The organism is Peteryoungia ipomoeae (assembly GCF_004912165.1).
Taxonomy (GTDB): domain Bacteria; phylum Pseudomonadota; class Alphaproteobacteria; order Rhizobiales; family Rhizobiaceae; genus Allorhizobium; species Allorhizobium ipomoeae.
The window spans coordinates 40,110-59,348 of record NZ_STGV01000005.1 but is presented as its reverse complement, the minus strand read 5'-3'; the positions used below and the strand labels follow the sequence as shown (position 1 = coordinate 59,348).

Genomic DNA, 19,239 nt, shown 5'->3' with positions numbered 1-19,239 from the left:
CTCACTCGCCATCATCGGGGATATTGAGGATGTGGCCGCAGGCCTTGCAATGCACGGCATCGGCATCGTGCCGCTGCAGGCCGCATTCGGGGCAGGGGAAGGTAACCTTGTAAGGCCGCACGATGGCCTGTGCCAGCCGGACAAAGAGCGAGATGCCAATGATCATCGTGACAATGGATGTCAGCTTGCCGAATGTGCCGGGCAGGGTGATATCGCCAAAGCCTGTCGTGGTAACGGTTGCCACGGTGAAGTACAGCGCATCGATAAACCCGGTGCCGGCATCTTCGCGATAGAAGAAGAAGCTGTAGACGAAGCCGGTGACCAGAAAGAGGAAGACAAAAAGGTTGATGAAGGCGGTGACGACATCCGTCTGCTCCTTCAGGCCCATGCGCTTCAGCATGAGCTTGAAGATCGGCCGTTGGGCAACCGCCCAGATGCGTGCAACACGCAGGAAGGCGAAGTTGAACAGCCATTGCGGAAAGAGAAGCGTACCGAGCACGAAGATATCGACCCAGGTCATCGGTCGCATCAGGAAGCGCCGTGTCGACCAGGACGCTGACCATTGTGCCACGAGTTCGAGCGCAATCCATGCGGCAATCGTGTAGTCGAGGATCAGGTAGCTCGGGCGATCGCGCAGATAGGGACCGGCAAGGAAAAAGCCGATAATCGCGATGTCGATCACCATCAGGGTAAACTGGAAGCGGATCGCGGCGGTGTCGCGGCCAAAATAGAGGCGAGCGAGGTGCTGACGCAGGGTGCGTGTCAGCGGCTTTGAGGTCTCTTCGTCCATCGGGTTCCCGTCAATAATGGAAGCGGCATTGCAGGGAGATCGGAGTCTTGTCTTCGTGCGTGCCGATAACGGATTAGACCATGCGGCGTTCCAGACTCTGATTTTGGACTTCGTCTGACCAAGTGGGCGGTCTGTGATCATAATCCGAATTGTGCTCAACGCTCCAGCAGCTTGTCATAATCGGCATGCGAGCCAATCCAGAACCAGATCCAGTCGTCCCCCGAGCGTATCGCCAAGGCTCTATAACCGATGCCAACGCGCGCTGACCAAATTTTGCCGATTTGCTTGAAATGAAGGGAGGGATGGTCAGGGTCAACTTTGAGGCGTTCGAAATTCCGATCAGCCAAACGCTGCACAGCTTTCGGAAGCGCGTTATAGCCAGCCCAAAACTGAGGCGTTGCGTGGTGTGTCACAGCGGCCTGGACTGTCCTTTCGAGTGCGCAGCAAGAGCTTCCTCCAACGTCTTGTCCAGCTTTCCACTGGCGGAGTCTTGGGCGATCTGCTGATCCCAGCGCTCTGAGCGCAGAGCTTCAATCGAGTTGGCGAAGGTTTCGAACTCCTCCGGTGATAACTCGCGCACTCTTTCTACCAGTTGGTCAATTCGGCTCATCATAAGTCCTCTTTGCTTAAAGGATAACGTCTCATCCTCTTTCTGCCAATCCTCACCCGATCAGCTTGAACTGGTCGACATCCACCATGCCCATGTCCGAAATCTTCAAGTGCGGGATCACGGGCAGCGGCAGGAAGGCGACTTGCAGGAACGGCTCCTCCAAGGTCGTCCCTAGCGCATAGGCTGCCTTTCGCAGGTGATGCAGCGTGTCGCGCACGCTCTCGTAGGGTTCAAGGCTCATCAGCCCGGCAACCGGCAGCGGAATTTCGCCGGTTACTCGCCCGTCCTCGACAACGACGAAGCCGCCCTTGATATCGGTGAGGCGGTTGGCGGCATGTGCCATGTCTTCCTCCGAGACGCCGACCACGCAGATATTGTGGCTGTCATGGCCGACAGTCGAGGCGATTGCGCCCTTCTTCAAACCAAATCCCTGAACAAAACCATTGGCGTGGTTGCCGTTCTTGCCATGCCGCTCGATCACGGCGACCTTGATCACGTCGTTCTCCAGATCCACCGATGTCTGGTTGCCAAAGGTGGGCAAGCGGCAGCGGCGGTGTTCGGTGATGATCTTTCCGGGCATGACGCCAATCACCGAGGTTTCGCCTTCCGCAACCGGCACGGCGAAATCGGCAGCCTTGACGATCCTTGCCTTGACGCTGTCGAGGCCAACGGGGGCTACCGGTTTGCGGGTGGCGAAAAGCGCGTCCGTCACGCGCCGGCCACCGGCAAGCACCATCTCGGCCTTGCAGCTTTCCAGGCTGTCGATGACGACGAGATCGGCGCGCCAGCCCGGCGCCACCAGGCCGCGATCGCGAAGCCCGAAGGCACGGGCCGCCGAAATCGAGGCGGCGCGGTACACGGCAAGCGGTGCCACGCCGTTGCGGATCGCCTCCCGGATCAGATAGTCGAGATGCCCCTGTTCGGCGATGTCAAGCGGGTTGCGGTCATCGGTGCAGAGCGCGAGGTATGGCGAGAGCCGTTCCGTCAGGATCGGCATCAAGGCGTGCAGATCCTTGGAGACCGAACCCTCGCGCACAAGGATGTGCATGCCCTTGCGGATCTTTTCCATCGCCTCTTCGGCGGTCGTGCATTCATGGTCCGTGCGGATGCGGGCGGAGAGATAACCGTTCAGATCGCGCCCGGAGAGCAGCGGCGCGTGGCCATCGATATGACCGTCCTGAAATGCGTCAAGCTTTGCCATGCAGGTCGGATCCTTGTGGATCACGCCCGGGAAATTCATGAATTCGGCAAGCCCTATCACCTTCGGATGGTTGCGGAAGGGCAGGAGACGCTCGATCGGCAAATCTGCGCCGGAGGTCTCCAGATGCGTCGCCGGTACGCAGGATGAGAGCTGGACGCGAATGTCCATGATCGTCTGTTCGGCGCTGTCGAGGAAGAACTGGATGCCTTCCGTGCCGAGAACATTGGCAATCTCATGCGGATCGCAGACAACCGTCGTCACCCCATAAGGCAGCACGCAGCGGTCAAATTCATGCGGCGTCACCAGCGAGCTTTCGATATGCAGATGCGTATCGATGAAACCCGGCACGACGATCCTGCCCGAGATGTCGATTTCCTCGGCGCCTTCATAGCTCTCGATCGTGCCGACGATGGTCTCGCCACAGATTGCAATGTCGGATGCGACCAGTTCGCCGGTCACCAGATCGAAGAAGCGGCCGCCTTTCAGCACGATGTCCGCCGTCTCGCGGCCCGTGCCCTGGTCGATGCGGCGTGCGAGGTCGGTCATCAGATAGCCCCTGTCTTCGTTTGCAATGCAGCACTCTAGACCAGATCGCTTGTTGAGCGCAAAGCGGCACCCATCCTTGCGCTTGTCGAAGAACTGTTGCAAATTGCAATTAGCATGTCTCTCAACTCAGGGGAGTTGTGTCATGGATATCTATCAGCAGATCTGGAATGCCGATCAGTCCGGTAGCGGACTGAAGCCGATCCTCAAAGGGGAGAGCGGCGATCCTTCCACCGGCTATGTTGTGGTGAATAACCGCGATGTGGGCGAGGATGTGAGGGTCATCCACGATGTCAGCATCCCCAGTCACAAACGCTTCACCTATGACCGGGCGCTGGCCCTTTTCGACAATTATGCACTGGACGAGCAGTCCAACGAGATCGAGACGGCGGAAGAACGCCAGGAGGTGCATGATCTCCTTGAAGCCGTTCTCGACACGCCACCCATGCTGGTTGCGCGGGAATACGTGGCCCAGGCAAGCCAGACGGTGATTTCACGCGACCGCTGGTATGGCGTTCTTCTGGAACACTGGTTCCGTGCCTTCTCGCAAAACGGCGATCCAGCCTTGACCGGCTTCGAGCATGTCTTTGTCGGCGAGCAGGAAGGACCGAAGGTTCAGGGCTATCATTTCTGGTACAAATATTATCTCGATGACGGCATGGCGCAGATGATCGATCGCCATCGCTTTCCGGGCTTCGCCGATGATCGCATTGTCTATGTGCGCGGCAAATACGGGGACGGGCAGGAGCGTTTCCCGGAATCGGTGACCATCTCCTATCGCTGGAATGCCCCGGATTACGAGCGTTACGTTGCAGGCGGCGATCCATCGGCGCTGGTGCGCCCTTTGACCAAGCCGACGGGCGGTTTCTTCGTGGGGTGCAGCGTGGAGGGGCTGATGGCGCTTGGCACGGTGCGCGCCCATCTTGGGGCACGGGCGCCGAAGGAGGCCGTTATCAACGGTGCGCGCTACGACATGAAAGTGTTTCGCAGCGCCAACGACCAGCACATCCGCACCTTCTATCCCGTCTACAAGGGACCGTCAGGCCCGATCCCCGATCAACCTGTTCCAGGCCCGAGGCCAGGGCCTGGCCCAAGCCCAAGCCCGGACATTCCAGATGTTGGTCCGGTGGAGCCGCCGCTCAACCCGGTTGCGGGCGGCGATGTTCGCATCATCGCAGCCCTCATCAATCCGGCTGGGCATGATGAGGGTCAGGAAACCGTCACCCTTATCAATATCGGCACGACACGGCAGCCGCTCGAAGGCTGGTTCCTGGTTGACAAGGGGGGCTTGCGGTTCGGTCTCTCGGCGTATGTGGCAGAGCCGGGGCTTGCTACCATCGTCAGGCTGCCGTCGCAGTCGATCCAGTTGTCCAACCAGGGCGGCGAAATCCGCCTCGTCAATCGCGATGGTCACACCGCCCATTTGGTCCATTATTCCAAGGCGCAGGCCCGGGACCAGGGACGAACGGTGCTGTTTTAAGCGTGTCAAAGCCGATGTCCGCGGAGCCAAGGGCGTTGAGCGCGGACATCGGGCATTCAAGCGATCACACCCTCAGCGGAAAGCCGAAGCGCATGGCGTCGGCCAAGGATGGCGCAACGTCGCCTGGCCTCCAAAGGACGGCATATCACACGAGCGCCAGCACGCGGGCGGGGCCGCCGGTTCCGCCCCTGTGCTTCGGCGCACCGACGATGATGGTGGCGCCCTTGACCGGCAGGTCTTCCAGGTTGTTCAGGCATTCGATGCCGTAGCGGCCGGCCGGCAGCCAGCTCGTATGCACGGCAAAGTCAGCGGAGTTGCCGGGATCGAGCGACAGGGAGTCAACACCGATCGCGGCGACGTCGAGGGTTGCCAAGAGGTCTGTCGCGGATTTGCCGAAGCCCGGAAAGGCGAATTTGCCTTCGCCGTCATTGCGGAAAGCGGGTTCCTTGACCTTGCTTGCCCAGCCGGAGCGCAGTGCCACAACCGCGCCCTTGGGGATCTCGCCATTGGCGCTGATCCAGGCTTCCACATCGGCAGCTTCCACCGTGGCATTGGCATCTTCTTTTGCCCGGTCGGTGATGTCGATGATGGCGAGCGGCGCAACCAGTTTTTCCGGTTCGATCTCGTCGACGCCGGCGCCATCCGCGCTGAAATGCAGGGGCGCGTCGATATGCGTTCCCGTGTGCTCGAAGATCGTCAGCTTGTGCAGCTGGTAGCCATTGCCAGCAAATTCCACGGCCCATTCATATTGGATGCCCGGCGTGCCATCGAAGGTCGGGAAGCTTGCGTCGTAAGTATGGGTCAGGTCCACCACCTCGCCTGTGGCAGGCGCCGCGCGGACCGGGGCCGCAACGCCGGTTGCTGCCATCGTGGCACTCGCCGCCGCCATCCCCCGAAACAGGGAGCGTCGCGATAGCATGGTCTGTTTCACAGTCTCGATCACGCAGTGATTGCACATCAGGATCATCCTCTCCATCTGGACTTGCCGTTGCACTGGCACATCCAGAGTAGCCGATGGTCATTGGAGGGCAAGCGGCTTGCGTGCGGTCTGCGATACCGGACAACCGATCCTTGTTGCGCGGTCGAAGTTGATGGTCAGCCGCTGATCGTCACGGCAAAGCCGAAACGCATGCTTTCGCCCTTAGCCAGCGCCACCGTATAGGGGCGCTCCACGAGTTCTGCCGTTCCGCCGGCATGGGCGGCCATGCCGTGCCAGGGCTCAATGCAGAGGAAGGGCGCGCCGGGTTTCTGCCAGAGCGCGATATTCGGCAGGTTGTCGAAGGCAAAGTGCAGCGAGGGGCCGCCTTCCGCGCCAAAGGTCAGGCCGGTGCCGGCACCCTCGGGGAAGATCAGGGCGTCATTGTCGAACAGGCTGTGCTCGAGCGCCAGGCGGCCTGCCTTGAACGGGGAGGCCGGCAACGTCTTGCCGATCAGGCCGCCTTCAAGCTGTACAACACCCGGCTCAGCGCCATTGTCGAGCGTCATCGTATGCGGCTTGCCGTCGGCACCGGGCAGGGGCCAGAGAAAGGCCGGGTGGAAGCCGATGCCGAAGGGCAGCAGGGCGTCCCCGGTGTTCTCTACCGTTGCCGTGACGCTTAGCGATTGGCCGTCGAGGCGGTGCTCCAGCGACAATCGGAAATCGAAGGGATAGACCGCGCGGGTTTCGGCTGTCGAGACGAGCTTGTGGCAGCAGGCATCTTCGGTTTGCTCGACGAGCTGAAACTCGCGGCGCCTGGCAAGGCCGTGTTGAGCCATGGGATAGGTCTTGCCATTGACGGCCAGAAGGTCGTCCGGCGCTTTTCCGACAATCGGAAAGAGGATTGGAGAACGCCCTGTCCACCAGGCGGCATCGCCATTCCAGAGCCAGTCGCGACCGTCGGCTGATTGCAGGCTCTGCATTTCGGCACCGAGGCTTGAAACGTCGACGCTGAGTTGGTCATTGGCGATGCGAATCGTCTGGGGCATGGGGCATCCTTGTCTGTTTGCGCCAGAGTAGAGTGAATGCCGCAAAACTGCGACCTGCATCTGCGAAGGGTGAGGCGCTGTTGCGCCGGCGATACGGCTTTGGCGCGCGGCTGGTCCGTCAGATTATCGCGACACGGTCGCCAAAGGGCGTATCCTCGTCGAAGTTCTGGGTGCCGATGCGTTCGCTTTCACCGGAGAGGCGGGGTTCCTCGGGCGCGCATTCTGTGGCGTTCCGTGTATCGTCAGGCTCGATCAGATGGCGCGAGGGGTGTCCATGCTCCGCCTCTTGCTCCTTTGCCGAGCCGTGATCCGCATGCTCGTCTGGCGCAGTGCGCCGCCGCTCCTCGATATCATGATTGATCTTCGACTGGCGGGCTGACACCCAGGTATTGAGCGGATCCGAGCCGAGGTTCAGGGTGTGACCGACCTCCGCTTGGTTGGAGGCTTCACCGGGATAGATGCGGCTGACACGCTTCACCATGACTGTCTCCTGTCAAAACCCGCGCCGGACCAGCCTGCAGTGATCGACATGGTGGCGAGCTTAACGGTTTACCCTTGAAAATAGGGCAGTTGCGCATTTCCTGCAATCTTGGGTCTATGCCTGCTTAGGCTTTGGTCTTCGCGGGCGCCGCCTCCACGGGAAGCCCTGCCGTCCGCCAGGCGGTGAAGCCACCATCGAGGTGGCAGACGTTTTCGAGCCCCATCTCCAGTGCCGTTTTGGTAGCGAGTACCGACCGCCAGCCACTGGCGCAGAAAAAGAGGAACAGCCGGTCTTCGGCAAAGACCGGTTTGTGATAGGGGCTATCCGGATCGATCCAGAATTCGAGCATGCCGCGCGGACAGGAAAATGCGTGCGGGATCGTGCCTTCCCGTTCACGCTCGCGCGGATCGCGCAGGTCGACGAACAGCACGTTGCTTGCCCCGTGCAGCCGCGACGCTTCCACAGCGTCCACCGCCTCGACCAAGGCATTGGCTTCCGCCAGCAAGTCCTTGTAGCCCTTCTTCATTGCGCTCCCCCATCAGCCGTGCCGGCGGAGTGTAACACTGCGGCGCGTTCTGTCACGGGGGAGGCGTGCAGGGATTGCGCTTGACAATCGCATAGCCCCATAGCTATGAATATCCCATAGCTGATCGGTTATGGATTTCGGATGACGTCTGCCACGGATGCCCTTTTTGCCGCCCTTGCCGACCCGACCCGACGCGGGCTTTTCGAGCGTCTCTGTCGCGATGGCGAGCAGACGGTGGGGGAGCTGACAGCAGGTGCCGGCGTCTCCCAGCCTGCCGTTTCCAAGCATCTCGCCGTGCTCAAGCGCGCCGGACTGGTGGAAGATAGGGTAAGCGGCCGCCAGAGCCACTACCGCGCGCGGGCCGAGGCGCTCGATCCGCTGCTCAATTGGGCGCGTCAGATGGCCGGCTTCTGGGAGACGCGCTTCGATGCGCTGGAGGATGTGTTGAACAGGATGGATCAATGACCGACCGTAGCCATGATGTGCTGACTGTTACCGTCGAGCGGCATTTCCGCCACGCGCCGGAAAAGCTCTGGCGGGCGCTGACGCAGCCGGAACTCATCGCCGATTGGCTGATGCAGAACGCTTTTAGCCCCGAGCCCGGCCACGCTTTCACACTCGTTGCGGATTGGGGGACGGTGGATTGCGAGGTGCAGGTGGTCGAGCCGAACACGCGGCTCGCCTATAGCTGGAATTCGGGCGCGCTCAGAAGCCTGGTCACCTGGACACTGACGCCGAGCGGCAGCGGGACGCTGCTGCGCATGGAGCAGACAGGCTTCCGTCGCGATCAGCCGCAATTTTACGGCGGCGCCAAACTGGGCTGGCCGCGTTATTTCGACGGTCTGGAAGCGCTGCTCGACAGGATCGTCTGATCAGGATCATTTTACCACAGCCATAGAAACAAGGGTCTTTCCATGCCGTTTTCCCACCGCATGCGCCAATGGCATCGCTTTCTCTCGCTCGCCTTTACGCTCGCCGTCATCGCCAATATCGTCGCGATGATGATACCCGGATCGCCGCAATGGATCGGCTTTCTCGCGCTCATACCCCTGCTGCCGCTTCTGGCGACCGGGATCTATCTTTTTCTACTGCCCTATCGGCGGCGTGGCTCGATCGCCCGTGAGACTTAGCAGCAGAGAGGGATGCCTTGGCAGCAGCAGGTCAGCGCTGCCGGATTTTGCCCATTCGATCGGGGTGTTCCGAGCGTCGGGTTCAATCTCAGGAAATCCCGCTGACCTTTGTGGGGTCGCATCGCTCTCTTGCCTCTATGTTCCCGGAGCCAAATTCCTGCCTCCGGACCGACCAGAGGAGCATCTGCTTCTCGCCCGAGATGGTAAGAACGAGGTGTGGTGACCACCAGTCCTTTGGCAGCGCGTAGAAGCCCAAATCGGCGCGGGTCGTGTCCCGGTCTCGCGCATTTGGCATCGTCAGGCACCATGCTCGCCCTTGAGCCAGTCGGATGGCGTCGTCGATAATATTCTGGGTTTGAAATGCGCCGCCAAAAGAGATGATGGCCACGGTAAGTGACAGCATGGCGGCGCCAAGGTCGATCGGCAGGCGCTGTCGAAGATAGAAATAGCACGCCAGCGCCGCTGAAATGAGGCCGACTGTCAGGTCCATCACAAGACCACCTGCACTGCCTCCCATCAGTGCTCCGAGCACCGGGACGAGCGCGATGCCGCCAACCACGCCGGCGGCGGCAACAATGATCCTGTCAAGCCGATCCGTATTCCGGTCCCATCTGACCTCGCTTGAGTTGAAGGAGCGGTAGATGACTTCTCCTGCCAGACGGATTGCTATCGCAAATCCGACCACAAGATAAGAAACAATCAGAAAACCAAGGATGGCACGTGAGTCCAACCCTTCACCAAGGGGCGACGGTGGCAACAAAAGCCAGCTTGTCGCATATGCCAAACCTGCGAGGATCAGGGCTTTGCCGATTAAAAAACGGGGAAGAAATGGGCTGGACAGGGCTAAAAGCAAAAACGCGCAAAAGAATCCGAGAGCTGACTTTTCAAACATTGCTCACCACGCGAAAATCATTAGGGCTGCAATTAGAAGGCAATGCAATTTCTGGTAAATATATGGCGTGCGACCAAACTGCCTTGGTAGGTGCTCGAAGGATGTCGCCAAGCCCGTTCTCTATCTCGTCGATGCAGGCTTCATGACAGCTCCGGTGTTGACGCCCGAGATGGTGTGACGCGGAAGATGGTCTATGCGGAATGAGTGGTACTGGCGGTGTCCTGCAGTTCCTGCGCCAGAACCGACGGCGGCAGCTCCACCTGCTTCAGGACGTCGATAAAGGCTCGAAGTGCCGGCGGTACCCTGCGGTGGCCGGGGTAGTAGAGAAAGAGGCCCGGAAAGGGCGGGCACCAGTCGAGCAGCAGCGGCACCAGTCGGCCGGCGGCCAAGGCCTCCGTTGCAGCCTGTTCCGCGATATAGGCGATGCCGAGGCCCGCGATTGCGGCATCGATCATCAGTCCCTGCTCGTCGAGGGTCAGCCGACCGGGTGCATCCACCAGCATTTCCTGCCCCAGCCGTTCGAACTCCCAGCGATAGAGTTTGCCGCTCGGCAAACGGTGGCGAATGCATTGGTGTGCAGCGAGGTCATCCGGGGTCTTCGGCACTCCCGCACGCTCAAGATATTCAGGCGCCGCGACGCAGATGAAGCGGAGCTCCGGACCGAAGCGCACGGCGACCATGTCGCGGGGGCACCGTCTCGCCAAGACGAATGCCGGCATCGAACCCGCCTTCGACAATATCCACCAGTCGGCCCTCGCTGACGATGTCAACCGAGACATGCGGATGCCGTTTCATGACCTCCGGCACGACGAGGCGAACAAGTAGGCCTGCGGCCGTGCCGGCAGCGTTGATCCTGACGGTTCCGGCCGGCGTCGCGCGATAGGGATCGATATCCTCGAGGGCGGAGGCGAGGTCGGCAAGCACCGGTTTCAGACGTGCGAGCAGAAGCTCGCCGGCTTCCGTCAGGTAGACGCTGCGCGTTGTCCGGTTCAAGAGGCGGACTCCGAGCTGCCCCTCGAGCGTGCGCATCGTGTGGCTGAGCGTCGAGGGCGAAACGCCGATCTCGTCGGCGGCCTTGCGGAAGCTGCGATGGGTCGCGACTGCCGCAAAACTTTTGAGGTCATTGAGCGTTGGTGTCGTCATTGCTGGCAATTATTCAGCAGATCATGCGGAATTCAAGGTCTAATCCCATCAAAGGTTGTGAGCTATCTTCCTGCCATAGACGCAAACACAGGAGATAGACGTCATGAAGACTTGGATGATCACCGGCGCCAATTCCGGATTTGGCCGCATTCTCACCGAAACACTTCTCAAGCGCGGCGACCGCGTCGCGGCAACCGTCCGCCGACCCGAAGCCTTGGCGGATCTTAGCGCCGACTATGGCGATCGGCTGCTTGTCCTTGCGCTTGACCTCAGGAACGGTCCGCAGATTGAAGCCGCTGTCGGAGAAGCCTTCGACCGCTTCGGTCGCATCGATGTCGCCGTCAGCAATGCCGGCTATGGCGTTTTCGGCGCTGCCGAGGAGGCCTCGGAGGAGGAACTGACGCAGATCATCGAGACGAACCTGATCGGTTCCATCCGGTTCATCCGGGCCCTGTTGCCGCGGTTGAGGGCACAGGGCGGCGGCCGGGTGCTGCAGGTGGCATCGGAAGGGGGCCAGATTGCCTATCCTGGCTTCAGCCTCTACCATGCGACCAAATGGGGTATCGAGGGTTTCGTCGAAAGCGTTGCACAGGAGGTGCGGGGCTTCGGCATTGAGTTCACCCTGATCGAGCCCGGCGCCACGCGCACCAATTTCGCCGCCGGCCTTGTCGTGTCGAAGCCCTTGCAAGCCTATGAGGGCACGCCGCCGCGTGCGCTGCTCGCGGCCGCCGAAAACGGCACCTGGGTAATTGCGGGGGATCCGGTGCGCATGGTGGATGCGATCGTCGCCTCGACCGAACTTGCCGAGGCGCCGCTTCGCCTGACACTCGGTGTCGATGCCTATCATCATGTCCGCAAGGCGCTCTCGGACAGACTGGCCGCGCTGGAGGCACAGAAGGATGTTGCGCTCGCGTCAGACTACACGCCGGCGGAGCTGTCGCGGCTGTAACATTTGACCGCATGTCTCGGAAAACAGAAAGGCGGCCGTTTCCGGCCGCCTCCTTGAGGTTCAATCGTCGTGCCGCTTACTCGGCAGCAACCGTCTTGCCGCCTTCCCATTTGTAGACGGCAAAGCTCTGTGAGGTCAGGTCGCCGGTCTCGCCGTAGGTCAGCTTGCCGATGGCGGTCGGGATTTCCGAGCCGTCCTTGAGGGCGGTGGCGACGGCTTCGGCGTCATCGGTGGTGCCGGCCTTGGCAATGCCGGCGGCCAGAACTTCGACGGCGGCATAGGCGTTCAGCGTGAAGGCTTCGGCCGGGACGTTCTTGGCGGTCAGCGCGTCGACGGCAGCCTTGCTGTCGGCGTTCTTCAGCGCATCGGCAGCGTTGGTGAAGATCGTGCCTTCGCCGGCATCACCTGAGATGGTGACGTATTCGCTGTTCGACAGGCCATCGCCGGCGATCAGCTGTGCCGTCATGCCGGCATCCTTCATCTGGCGAACCAGAAGACCGGCTTCCGGGTGGTAGCCGCCGAAATAGATCACTTCGACGCCTTCTGCCTTCAGACGCGTGACGAGGGCACCAAAATCCTTTTCGCCAGCCGTCAGGGCGTCGTTGAAGACTTCCGTCACGCCGCCGGCGTTCAGCGCTGCCTTGAAGGCGTCGGCGAGACCCTTGCCGTACTGACCCTTGTCGTTGAGGATCGCGATCTTCTTGTCCTTGAACTTTTCAAGAACCAGCTTGGCGGCGACATCGGCCTGCTGGTCGTCACGGCCGCAGGTGCGGACAACGGTCGTCAGGCCACGGGCCGTCAGATCCGGCGCGGTTGCGGTCGGGGTAACCATCAGCGTGCCGTTTTCGGCAAGAACGCTGGAGGCCGGCACGGCAACACCCGAGGTGACCGGGCCAACGACGAAACGGATGCCTTCGCCGACCAGCTGGTTGGCCGCCGATACGCCCTGCTTCGGTTCGCCGGCATCGTCGGCAACCTTGATCACGAGCTGCTCGCCGTTGACGCCGCCCTTCTTGTTGATTTCCTCGACGGCGGTCTCGGCACCGTTCTTGATCTGCGCGCCGACGGCAGCCAGCGGGCCGGTCAGCGGGGCCATCAGGCCGATGGTGATATCGGCATAGGCAGCCGGGGTCGAGGCGATGAGGGCAGCGAGCGCGGTCGCCGCCAGAAGGTGAAATTTCATGTCCTGCTCCTTGGGTCGGGCGATCGATCTCTGTCGGTTTGTCAGCCCTTCGGGTTCTTTTATTGCTCCCCTTGGCCTTATTTAGCCAAAAACAAGGCGCGACAAAAGCCCGGTTGTGACCGGAGAGGGTCACATCACAGGATATTGCAGGACCGGCTGTCGGCCCTGGCTGTCAGATGATGGCAATGCGCTGGCCGAAAGGAGCCTGGCCTTCAATGCCGGCCTCGGCGTCCTGCTTCTGGCGCAGCGCCAGTTCCGCCGTTGCGATGCGCTGCAACTCGATAAGATCGCTGATCACCTGGGCGCGCCGGGCGGCGCGCTGCGCTTCCTCGCGTTCCTGCGGGGAAAGGGTTGCATCAATGTCCGTCGAGGGGATGTTCTTGCCAAAAAGGCGCTTGATGAGTTCGACCACGGAAAGGTCCTGCCGGGGATCTGCACCGTTCAGGCCAAGTCTTCGACCTGATGTCGAAACCGATGCCGTCGGGCGCTGCTGTCGTCTACGGCCTGTCGAAACGCACTCATCTGCGTCAGTCCAACCGTGCGAATCACCAGATCAGAATAGGGCGTAAATGGGGCGAAAGGCAAGCGGTGACGCATGCATCGCCGCTTGCTCCGGGGTAGAGGGAGCGCGCCGGCTGCGCGTGGTGGGCCCCATTTTTCTGTGGTTTGTCGAGGTCACATCTTTCCCATCGCCTGCCTTCGCAGCAAAAGACGGACATGGCCAAGCTCTACTTCCACTACGCAACGATGAATGCCGGCAAGTCGACCATGCTCTTGCAGGCCTCCTACAACTACCGCGAACGCGGCATGCGCACGGTGATCTTCATCGCCGCGCTGGATGATCGTGCCGGAAAGGGTAGGGTGGCCTCGCGCATCGGATTGTCGTCGGAAGCCATACCCTTCGGCGGCGAGGACGATCTCTTTGCCCAGATTGCGGATCTGCACGCCGAGGAGCCGATTACCTGCGTCTTCGTTGACGAGGCGCAGTTTCTTTCCGCCAGGCAGGTCTGGCAGCTCGCGCGGGTCTGCGACAGGATCGGCATTCCGGTTATGGCCTACGGGCTGCGGACGGATTTTCAAGGCAAGCTGTTTCCCGGCTCGCACGAATTGCTGGCCGTCGCCGACGAGCTGCGTGAAGTGCGCACCATCTGCCATTGCGGTCGCAAGGCCACCATGGTCGTCCGGGTCGGCGAGGATGGCGACGTCATGCGCGAGGGCGCGCAGGTCGAAGTCGGCGGCAATGACCGCTACGTCTCGCTCTGCCGGCGCCACTGGGAGGACAAGATGGCCTGCGAGGAAGTCGAGCCGGCAAGTCCAAGGCTCGCGGTCGTTTCCGGCTGACGCCGCTGGACACTCCAAAGCAAAAGAAGCGGCCACCGGCCGCTTCTTTCGTCTGTAGCATCAGGCTGCCGATCAGATGTTGTTCATCAGCACCTTGCGCAGCTTGTCGAACAGTTCGTCGATCTCGGCATGCGAGATGATCAGCGGCGGCGACAGCGCGATGATGTCGCCGGTCGTGCGGATCAGGAGGCCGTCGTTATAGGCATTGAGGAAGGCGTTGAAGGCGCGCTTCGTCGGTTCGCCGTCGATGGGCTTCAGCTCGATTGCGCCGATCAGGCCGAGATTGCGGATGTCGATGACATTGGGGCAATCGCGGAGCGAATGCAGCTTCTCTTCCCAGTACGGGGCGAGTTCGGCGGCGCGGGTCAGCAGGTTTTCGTCCCGATAGGTGTCAAGCGTGCCCAGCGCCGCGGCCGAGGCGATCGGATTGCCCGAATAGGTGTAGCCGTGGAAGAACTCGATCATGTGTTCCGGGCCGGTCATGAAGGCGTCGTGGATCTCCGCCGTGACGAAAACGGCCCCCATCGGGATGACGCCATTGGTCAGGCCCTTGGCGGTCACCATGATGTCGGGCTTCACGTCGAAATACTGGGCAGCAAACGGCGCGCCGAGGCGGCCGAAACCGGTGATGACTTCATCGAAGATCAACAGGATGCCGTGCTTGGTGCAAAGCTCGCGCAGGCGCTGCAGATAGCCCTTCGGCGGGATCAGCACGCCGGTCGAACCGGAGACCGGCTCTACGATGACGGCGGCGATCGTCGAGGCGTCGTGCAGGGTAACGATGCGCTCCAGCTCGTCGGCGAGATCGCCGCCATGCTCCGGCATGCCCTTGGTGAAGGCGTTCTTGGCCGGCAGATGCGTGTGCGGCATGTGGTCGACGCCGGTCAGAAGCGTGCCGAACATCTTGCGGTTGGAGACAATGCCGCCGACCGAGATGCCGCCGAAATTGACGCCGTGATAGCCGCGCTCGCGGCCGATCAGGCGTGTGCGCGAGCCTTGCCCCTTCACGCGCTGATAGGCGAGCGCAACCTTCAGCGCCGTCTCGACCGATTCCGATCCGGAATTGGTGTAGAGCACATGGGCCATGTTGTCGGGGGCGATGTCGATGAGACGGTTTGCGAGCTCGAAGGCCTTGGGATGTCCGAGCTGGAAGGCGGGTGCATAGTCCAGTTCGCCAGCCTGTTCGCGGATCGCCTCTGTGATCAGCGGCCGGCAGTGGCCGGCATTCACGCACCAGAGGCCGGCCGTGCCATCGAGCACCTGGCGTCCGTCATGGGTGGTGTAGTGCATGTCCTTGGCGCCGACGAAAAGGCGAGGCTCCTTCTTGTACTGGCGGTTTGCCGTGAACGGCATCCAGAAGGCGCGCAGATCGTTGGGCGTGGCATTGAGGCGGTTCGACATCGTGTTCTCCATGGCCCATGTCATTGCGGGCGGCCACTGGCCCGGCCCCGGCCTGAACGTCGGCGGCTTTGTTGCGCCATCACGTTAGCAGGGCGCGATAGGCCGTCAAGCCATGGGCGGGGGCGCATCAACAAAGGTCATGGATTGCGCACAGGGCGTGATGAGAGCGGTCAGCGCCTGGCCAATGCGGGGCGGCAAAAGGTGGCCGCCAGCCGCTGCCATGCCGTCCGCTGACTGTCCGGCAGAAACGAAAAAACCTCCGCCGCGATGGGCGAAGGTTTTTGAGAGTGATCGCCTGCGGCCAGCTGACCATGCGATCAAGGTCGATCTTTCAACCGTCCCAGGTTTGAAACCCCGCCAGAGCCATCGGCTTTGGCAGCGCTGTCATTACGCGGCGTTCCGCGCGGCGGCAGGAGCGCAATAGATGCTTTCCAGCGTAGACAGGATCTTGATGACCGATTCGGAGGTGGACGAGTAATAGATCGTCTGAGCATCGCGGCGGGTCTTGACCAGCTTCTGTGCACGCAGCTTCGACAGGTGCTGCGAGAGGGCCGACTGGCTGAGGCCAACCTGGTTGGCCAGAACGCCGACGGGGACTTCACCTTCAACGAGGCTGCACAGGATCATCAGGCGCTTTGGGTTGGCCATGGCCGAAAGAAGGCTTGCCGCTACATTGGACTGCTCGGACAAATCGCGTGTATTCATGAGTTCAACTTTCCTAGCTCGGGTGCTGCCGGGGGACTGGCACCCGTTGAAAAACAATGCGTTCGCTATGTCCCGAACTCTAACAGGGGTGACAAATTTGTATATGCCTAAATTTAAGGTACTGCGTATACTGAATTAGGTAACACTAAATTCATATCGTTTTTCGTTCGAACGAGCTGCCCGAACTCGTGTCGAACAATCAAGTCATTGAAAGATATATCTATTCCTGCTTTATCGACGGTGCAGAAGCGCCAATTGCCGGGTGCTGCCCCATAAATACCCGTAGCAATTTGCGAAGCGAGCTCCGGAAACTGCCCCCCCAATTCTAGCAATAATCCATCCTCAGACCCCAAGAATTCATATGGTCCGTTCTCAATCAGCAGGTCATCGGCGTCGAGATGGAAGGCGCGACCGAATCCGGCATTCAAAGCGGCTCGTTGCGGCACAAGTTTGACGAAACGGAAGTCCGAAAAATCAATATAGAGCTGCGTCTTCGGATGGCGTGCGAGAAAGCGCGCGCGCAGACGTCCATGGGTTTCGCTGTCGTGATCCACCGGTTCGGCCAGGCACTGCACCATCAGGCGTGGATGGGCGAGGGGGTCGCCCTTGGCCGGTTCGCCGGTCATCAGGCTGCAACGCTTGTCCCGTGAAAGCGCCTGGGTGTGCGCCGAAAGCTCGGAAACCAGAATGACCGGCACGCCATCGATGTCGGTAACGATCAGCACGCGGCTGACGGAGGGGAAGCCCGTTTCGGGATCGATGACACCCATTGCGGCAAAGCGGGCGCCGCGCAGAAGCGTGCGCGCCTGGCGGCGCGCCGCATCGTCTGTATCGCGAATCAGTTTGGCCTTGTCGTTCATGACTGCCTAAGCCTCCGGCAAACGACGGCGGCTCCGGGTCAGGCCTTGCTGCGCCGGTGCCGGGTCAATCCGCTCACCACATCCTGAGCCGTGATGGTGCCGATCACAGCGCCGTTGTCAACAACGCCGACGGTGCCGGGGCGGTTGGCCAGTGCGTCCATCACCTCGACCAGCGCCGTCTTTGGCGATGTCGTGGCGCTGACGGCTGCGTCTTCGGGCGATACACCCGGGCGCATCACATCGGCTGCCGTCAGCATGCTGATCGGGTTCATGTTCTGAACGAAGTCGGCGACATACTGGTTCGTCGGGTTCTGGACGATCTCCTGCGGCGTACCGCACTGGATGATCCGCCCGCCTTCCATGATGGCAATGCGGTTGCCGATGCGGAAAGCCTCATCCAGGTCGTGGCTGACAAAGAGGATGGTTTTCTTCAGGCGGGCCTGGAATTCGAGCAGTTCGTCCTGCAGGCGCGTGCGGATCAGAGGGTCGAGTGCCGAGAAAGGCTCGTCCATCAGAAGGATCGGGGCGCCGGTCGCAAAGGCGCGGGCAAGCCCCACGCGCTGCTGCATGCCGCCCGAGAGCTCGTCGACCCGGCGTTCGGCCCATTGGCTGAGATTGACGAGTTCGAGCTGTTCGGCGACGGTCCGCTTGCGCTCGGCCTCCGCAATGCCTGCGAGTTCGAGGCCGAAGCCGACATTTTCGGCAACGGTTCGCCAGGGCAGAAGGCCGAACTGCTGGAACACCATCGACACGGTGCGCATCCGCAGGTCCCGCAATTGCTGTGCGCCTGCCTGGTAAGGGTCGATATACCCCTTGTCGGTGCGCACGCCAACCTTGCCGCGGACCACCGGTGCCAATCCGTTGACCGCCCGCAGCAGCGTCGATTTGCCGGAGCCTGAAAGCCCCATCAGCACCAGGATCTCGCCTTCCTTGACGGAGAGCGTTGCGCCCGCCACCCCAAGCACCAGCCCCGTCTCGCGACCGATCTCGTCGCGGGTCTTGCCCTCGTCGATCATTTCGATGGCGCGGGCCGGATTGTCGCCGAAGACGATGTCGACATTTTCGAAAGTGACTGCGTCGGTCATGCGTCTTCTCCTGGAATGCGGAAGATCCGATCAAGAATGATCGCCAGGATGACGATGCAGAGCCCCGCCTCAAAGCCGCGGGCGATGTTTACCGTATTGAGCGCGCGCACGACGGGAACGCCAAGCCCGCTTGCGCCAACCAGGGCTGCAATCACGACCATGGAGAGCGAGAGCATGATGGTTTGCGTGAGACCCGCCATGATCTGCGGCGTGGCGAAGGGCAGCTCGACCTTGCGCAGGACCTGGGTCGGCGTTGCACCGAAGGCGACCGCCGCCTCCACCAGCGACGGCGGCGTCGAGATGATGCCGAGACGCGTGAGGCGGATCGGCGCGGGGATGGCAAAAATCACCGTCGCAATCAGGCCGGGCACCATGCCGAGGCCGAAAAGAATAAGCGCTGGAATGAGATAGACAAAAGTCGGGATGGTCTGCATCAGGTCGAGTACGGGCCGCACGATGGCATAGAGCCAGGGCCGTCTGGCGCAGGCAATGCCGATCGGAACCCCGATGACCATGGAGACGCCTGTGGCGGCCAGCACCAGCGCCAGCGTTTCCATCGTCTCTTTCCAGTAGCCCTGATTGTAGATCAGCAGCAGCCCGAAGAAGGTAAAGGCAACAATGCCGGCCGAGCGGCGTATGACCCATGCCAGGAGTGCAAAGGCAAGGATGATCACCAGGGGATAGTAATCCTGGGCCGCCGTGCCCTTGAGGAAGTTGCCTTGCAGAACCCAAAGCATGGCATCGATGGATGCGCTCAAAATGGTGGCAACGATATCGAAGAGAAATTCAACGTTGTCCGTCAACCAGTCGACCACGCTTTTCGAGCCCGGTCCTATCGGCAGTTTATAGTCTGTCAGAAAATCCATTGATGTCCCCGGGCCGGCGTGTGTTCAATGCCTGGAAGGCCGCGCGGCTGGCCCCCTCCCAACCGCGCGGTCTCCTCGTCGATGGACA

Annotated in this window: 21 protein-coding genes and 1 pseudogene; 6 read left to right on the top strand and 16 right to left on the bottom strand. The window is 61.2% G+C overall.

The genetic code is table 11. The features are described from left to right. Window position 1: 1 nt before the first annotated feature. The 3 genes from FAA97_RS15030 to ade all read right to left on the bottom strand — a co-directional run bounded on the left by FAA97_RS15030 (window position 2) and on the right by ade (window position 3,147). Window positions 2–790, bottom strand: coding sequence for a potassium channel family protein (locus FAA97_RS15030; protein WP_136599385.1), 789 nt, complete (start codon window positions 788–790; stop codon window positions 2–4). A gap of 409 nt (window positions 791–1,199) precedes the next feature. Continuing rightward, window positions 1,200–1,400 carry a hypothetical protein gene (locus tag FAA97_RS15020; protein ID WP_136599383.1) on the bottom strand — a complete coding sequence of 67 codons (201 nt, stop codon included), beginning with the start codon at window positions 1,398–1,400 and terminating at the stop codon, window positions 1,200–1,202. Between the two features lie 52 nt (window positions 1,401–1,452). Then, window positions 1,453–3,147 carry an adenine deaminase gene (gene ade / locus FAA97_RS15015; RefSeq protein ID WP_136599382.1) on the bottom strand — a complete coding sequence of 565 codons (1,695 nt, stop codon included), beginning with the start codon at window positions 3,145–3,147 and terminating at the stop codon, window positions 1,453–1,455. 142 nt (window positions 3,148–3,289) lie between these two features. Between ade and FAA97_RS15010 the strand changes: the two genes are divergently transcribed. Beyond that, the gene (locus FAA97_RS15010) at window positions 3,290–4,624 is read left to right on the top strand and encodes a hypothetical protein (RefSeq protein WP_168801012.1); all 1,335 of its coding nucleotides are present in this window, start codon (window positions 3,290–3,292) and stop codon (window positions 4,622–4,624) included. 145 nt (window positions 4,625–4,769) lie between these two features. Here the strand turns inward: FAA97_RS15010 and FAA97_RS15005 are convergent, their stop codons facing one another. The 4 genes from FAA97_RS15005 to FAA97_RS14990 form a co-directional block, all read right to left on the bottom strand. Beyond that, window positions 4,770–5,582, bottom strand: coding sequence for a cyclase family protein (locus FAA97_RS15005; RefSeq protein ID WP_136599687.1), 813 nt, complete (start codon window positions 5,580–5,582; stop codon window positions 4,770–4,772). Between the two features lie 137 nt (window positions 5,583–5,719). Continuing rightward, complete coding sequence (locus tag FAA97_RS15000; RefSeq protein ID WP_136599380.1) at window positions 5,720–6,589, bottom strand: aldose 1-epimerase family protein; 870 nt, start codon at window positions 6,587–6,589, stop codon at window positions 5,720–5,722. Window positions 6,590–6,707: 118 nt separating this feature from the next. Then, the gene (locus tag FAA97_RS14995; RefSeq protein WP_136599379.1) at window positions 6,708–7,070 is read right to left on the bottom strand and encodes a hypothetical protein; all 363 of its coding nucleotides are present in this window, start codon (window positions 7,068–7,070) and stop codon (window positions 6,708–6,710) included. A gap of 124 nt (window positions 7,071–7,194) precedes the next feature. After that, window positions 7,195–7,596 carry a rhodanese-like domain-containing protein gene (locus FAA97_RS14990; RefSeq protein WP_136599378.1) on the bottom strand — a complete coding sequence of 134 codons (402 nt, stop codon included), beginning with the start codon at window positions 7,594–7,596 and terminating at the stop codon, window positions 7,195–7,197. Window positions 7,597–7,737: 141 nt separating this feature from the next. Between FAA97_RS14990 and FAA97_RS14985 the strand changes: the two genes are divergently transcribed. Genes FAA97_RS14985 through FAA97_RS14975 form a run of 3 tightly spaced genes read left to right on the top strand, consistent with a single transcriptional unit; the run spans window position 7,738 to window position 8,726 of the window. Next, window positions 7,738–8,061, top strand: a complete 324-nt coding sequence (locus FAA97_RS14985) for an ArsR/SmtB family transcription factor (protein ID WP_136599377.1) — start codon at window positions 7,738–7,740, stop codon at window positions 8,059–8,061. Then, on the top strand, window positions 8,058–8,468 hold the full coding sequence (locus FAA97_RS14980; RefSeq protein WP_136599376.1) for an SRPBCC family protein: 411 nt from the start codon (window positions 8,058–8,060) through the stop codon (window positions 8,466–8,468). The genes FAA97_RS14985 and FAA97_RS14980 overlap by 4 nt, the downstream gene beginning before the upstream one ends. 42 nt (window positions 8,469–8,510) lie before the next feature. Next, entirely contained in the window at window positions 8,511–8,726 is a 216-nt protein-coding gene (locus FAA97_RS14975; protein WP_136599375.1) for a hypothetical protein, read from the top strand. A gap of 88 nt (window positions 8,727–8,814) precedes the next feature. On the opposite strand, the gene FAA97_RS14970 is transcribed toward FAA97_RS14975, so the two are convergent. After that, window positions 8,815–9,618: a hypothetical protein gene (locus FAA97_RS14970; protein ID WP_136599374.1), complete on the bottom strand. Its 804-nt coding sequence runs from the start codon at window positions 9,616–9,618 to the stop codon at window positions 8,815–8,817. A 191-nt stretch (window positions 9,619–9,809) separates the two neighbouring features. After that, window positions 9,810–10,761 (bottom strand): annotated as a pseudogene (locus tag FAA97_RS14965) (LysR family transcriptional regulator). Window positions 10,762–10,864: 103 nt separating this feature from the next. On the opposite strand from FAA97_RS14965, the gene FAA97_RS14960 reads away from it, so the two are divergent. Further along, window positions 10,865–11,710, top strand: coding sequence for an SDR family oxidoreductase (locus FAA97_RS14960; protein ID WP_136599373.1), 846 nt, complete (start codon window positions 10,865–10,867; stop codon window positions 11,708–11,710). Between the two features lie 76 nt (window positions 11,711–11,786). Here the strand turns inward: FAA97_RS14960 and FAA97_RS14955 are convergent, their stop codons facing one another. After that, on the bottom strand, window positions 11,787–12,893 hold the full coding sequence (locus FAA97_RS14955) for a branched-chain amino acid ABC transporter substrate-binding protein (protein WP_136599372.1): 1,107 nt from the start codon (window positions 12,891–12,893) through the stop codon (window positions 11,787–11,789). Window positions 12,894–13,065: 172 nt separating this feature from the next. After that, window positions 13,066–13,305: a hypothetical protein gene (locus FAA97_RS14950; RefSeq protein WP_136599371.1), complete on the bottom strand. Its 240-nt coding sequence runs from the start codon at window positions 13,303–13,305 to the stop codon at window positions 13,066–13,068. Window positions 13,306–13,610: 305 nt separating this feature from the next. On the opposite strand from FAA97_RS14950, the gene FAA97_RS14945 reads away from it, so the two are divergent. After that, window positions 13,611–14,234, top strand: a complete 624-nt coding sequence (locus FAA97_RS14945) for a thymidine kinase (RefSeq protein WP_136599370.1) — start codon at window positions 13,611–13,613, stop codon at window positions 14,232–14,234. Between the two features lie 72 nt (window positions 14,235–14,306). Here the strand turns inward: FAA97_RS14945 and aptA are convergent, their stop codons facing one another. The 5 genes from aptA to choW all read right to left on the bottom strand — a co-directional run bounded on the left by aptA (window position 14,307) and on the right by choW (window position 19,151). After that, the gene (gene aptA / locus FAA97_RS14940; protein WP_136599369.1) at window positions 14,307–15,635 is read right to left on the bottom strand and encodes an omega-aminotransferase AptA; all 1,329 of its coding nucleotides are present in this window, start codon (window positions 15,633–15,635) and stop codon (window positions 14,307–14,309) included. A gap of 387 nt (window positions 15,636–16,022) precedes the next feature. Then, window positions 16,023–16,340: an ArsR/SmtB family transcription factor gene (locus FAA97_RS14935; protein WP_136599368.1), complete on the bottom strand. Its 318-nt coding sequence runs from the start codon at window positions 16,338–16,340 to the stop codon at window positions 16,023–16,025. Window positions 16,341–16,453: 113 nt separating this feature from the next. Beyond that, entirely contained in the window at window positions 16,454–17,200 is a 747-nt protein-coding gene (locus FAA97_RS14930; RefSeq protein ID WP_136599367.1) for a HugZ family pyridoxamine 5'-phosphate oxidase, read from the bottom strand. Between the two features lie 38 nt (window positions 17,201–17,238). Next, complete coding sequence (choV, locus tag FAA97_RS14925; RefSeq protein WP_136599366.1) at window positions 17,239–18,285, bottom strand: choline ABC transporter ATP-binding protein; 1,047 nt, start codon at window positions 18,283–18,285, stop codon at window positions 17,239–17,241. Further along, window positions 18,282–19,151, bottom strand: coding sequence for a choline ABC transporter permease subunit (gene choW / locus FAA97_RS14920; RefSeq protein ID WP_136599365.1), 870 nt, complete (start codon window positions 19,149–19,151; stop codon window positions 18,282–18,284). Before choW ends, choV begins: the two co-directional genes overlap by 4 nt. Window positions 19,152–19,239 lie beyond the last annotated feature (88 nt).

Excerpts from the sequence above, each read along its gene's own strand:
- FAA97_RS15030 (WP_136599385.1), bottom strand. The coding sequence starts at position 790 with ATGGACGAAGAGACCTCAAAGCCGCTGACACGCACCCTGCGTCAGCAC.
- FAA97_RS15020 (WP_136599383.1), bottom strand. The coding sequence starts at position 1,400 with ATGAGCCGAATTGACCAACTGGTAGAAAGAGTGCGCGAGTTATCACCG.
- ade (WP_136599382.1), bottom strand. The coding sequence starts at position 3,147 with ATGACCGACCTCGCACGCCGCATCGACCAGGGCACGGGCCGCGAGACG.
- FAA97_RS15010 (WP_168801012.1), top strand. The coding sequence starts at position 3,290 with ATGGATATCTATCAGCAGATCTGGAATGCCGATCAGTCCGGTAGCGGA.
- FAA97_RS15005 (WP_136599687.1), bottom strand. The coding sequence starts at position 5,582 with ATGTGCAATCACTGCGTGATCGAGACTGTGAAACAGACCATGCTATCG.
- FAA97_RS15000 (WP_136599380.1), bottom strand. The coding sequence starts at position 6,589 with ATGCCCCAGACGATTCGCATCGCCAATGACCAACTCAGCGTCGACGTT.
- FAA97_RS14995 (WP_136599379.1), bottom strand. The coding sequence starts at position 7,070 with ATGGTGAAGCGTGTCAGCCGCATCTATCCCGGTGAAGCCTCCAACCAA.
- FAA97_RS14990 (WP_136599378.1), bottom strand. The coding sequence starts at position 7,596 with ATGAAGAAGGGCTACAAGGACTTGCTGGCGGAAGCCAATGCCTTGGTC.
- FAA97_RS14985 (WP_136599377.1), top strand. The coding sequence starts at position 7,738 with ATGACGTCTGCCACGGATGCCCTTTTTGCCGCCCTTGCCGACCCGACC.
- FAA97_RS14980 (WP_136599376.1), top strand. The coding sequence starts at position 8,058 with ATGACCGACCGTAGCCATGATGTGCTGACTGTTACCGTCGAGCGGCAT.
- FAA97_RS14975 (WP_136599375.1), top strand. The coding sequence starts at position 8,511 with ATGCCGTTTTCCCACCGCATGCGCCAATGGCATCGCTTTCTCTCGCTC.
- FAA97_RS14970 (WP_136599374.1), bottom strand. The coding sequence starts at position 9,618 with ATGTTTGAAAAGTCAGCTCTCGGATTCTTTTGCGCGTTTTTGCTTTTA.
- FAA97_RS14960 (WP_136599373.1), top strand. The coding sequence starts at position 10,865 with ATGAAGACTTGGATGATCACCGGCGCCAATTCCGGATTTGGCCGCATT.
- FAA97_RS14955 (WP_136599372.1), bottom strand. The coding sequence starts at position 12,893 with ATGAAATTTCACCTTCTGGCGGCGACCGCGCTCGCTGCCCTCATCGCC.
- FAA97_RS14945 (WP_136599370.1), top strand. The coding sequence starts at position 13,611 with ATGGCCAAGCTCTACTTCCACTACGCAACGATGAATGCCGGCAAGTCG.
- aptA (WP_136599369.1), bottom strand. The coding sequence starts at position 15,635 with ATGTCGAACCGCCTCAATGCCACGCCCAACGATCTGCGCGCCTTCTGG.
- FAA97_RS14935 (WP_136599368.1), bottom strand. The coding sequence starts at position 16,340 with ATGAATACACGCGATTTGTCCGAGCAGTCCAATGTAGCGGCAAGCCTT.
- FAA97_RS14930 (WP_136599367.1), bottom strand. The coding sequence starts at position 17,200 with ATGAACGACAAGGCCAAACTGATTCGCGATACAGACGATGCGGCGCGC.
- choV (WP_136599366.1), bottom strand. The coding sequence starts at position 18,285 with ATGACCGACGCAGTCACTTTCGAAAATGTCGACATCGTCTTCGGCGAC.
- choW (WP_136599365.1), bottom strand. The coding sequence starts at position 19,151 with ATGGATTTTCTGACAGACTATAAACTGCCGATAGGACCGGGCTCGAAA.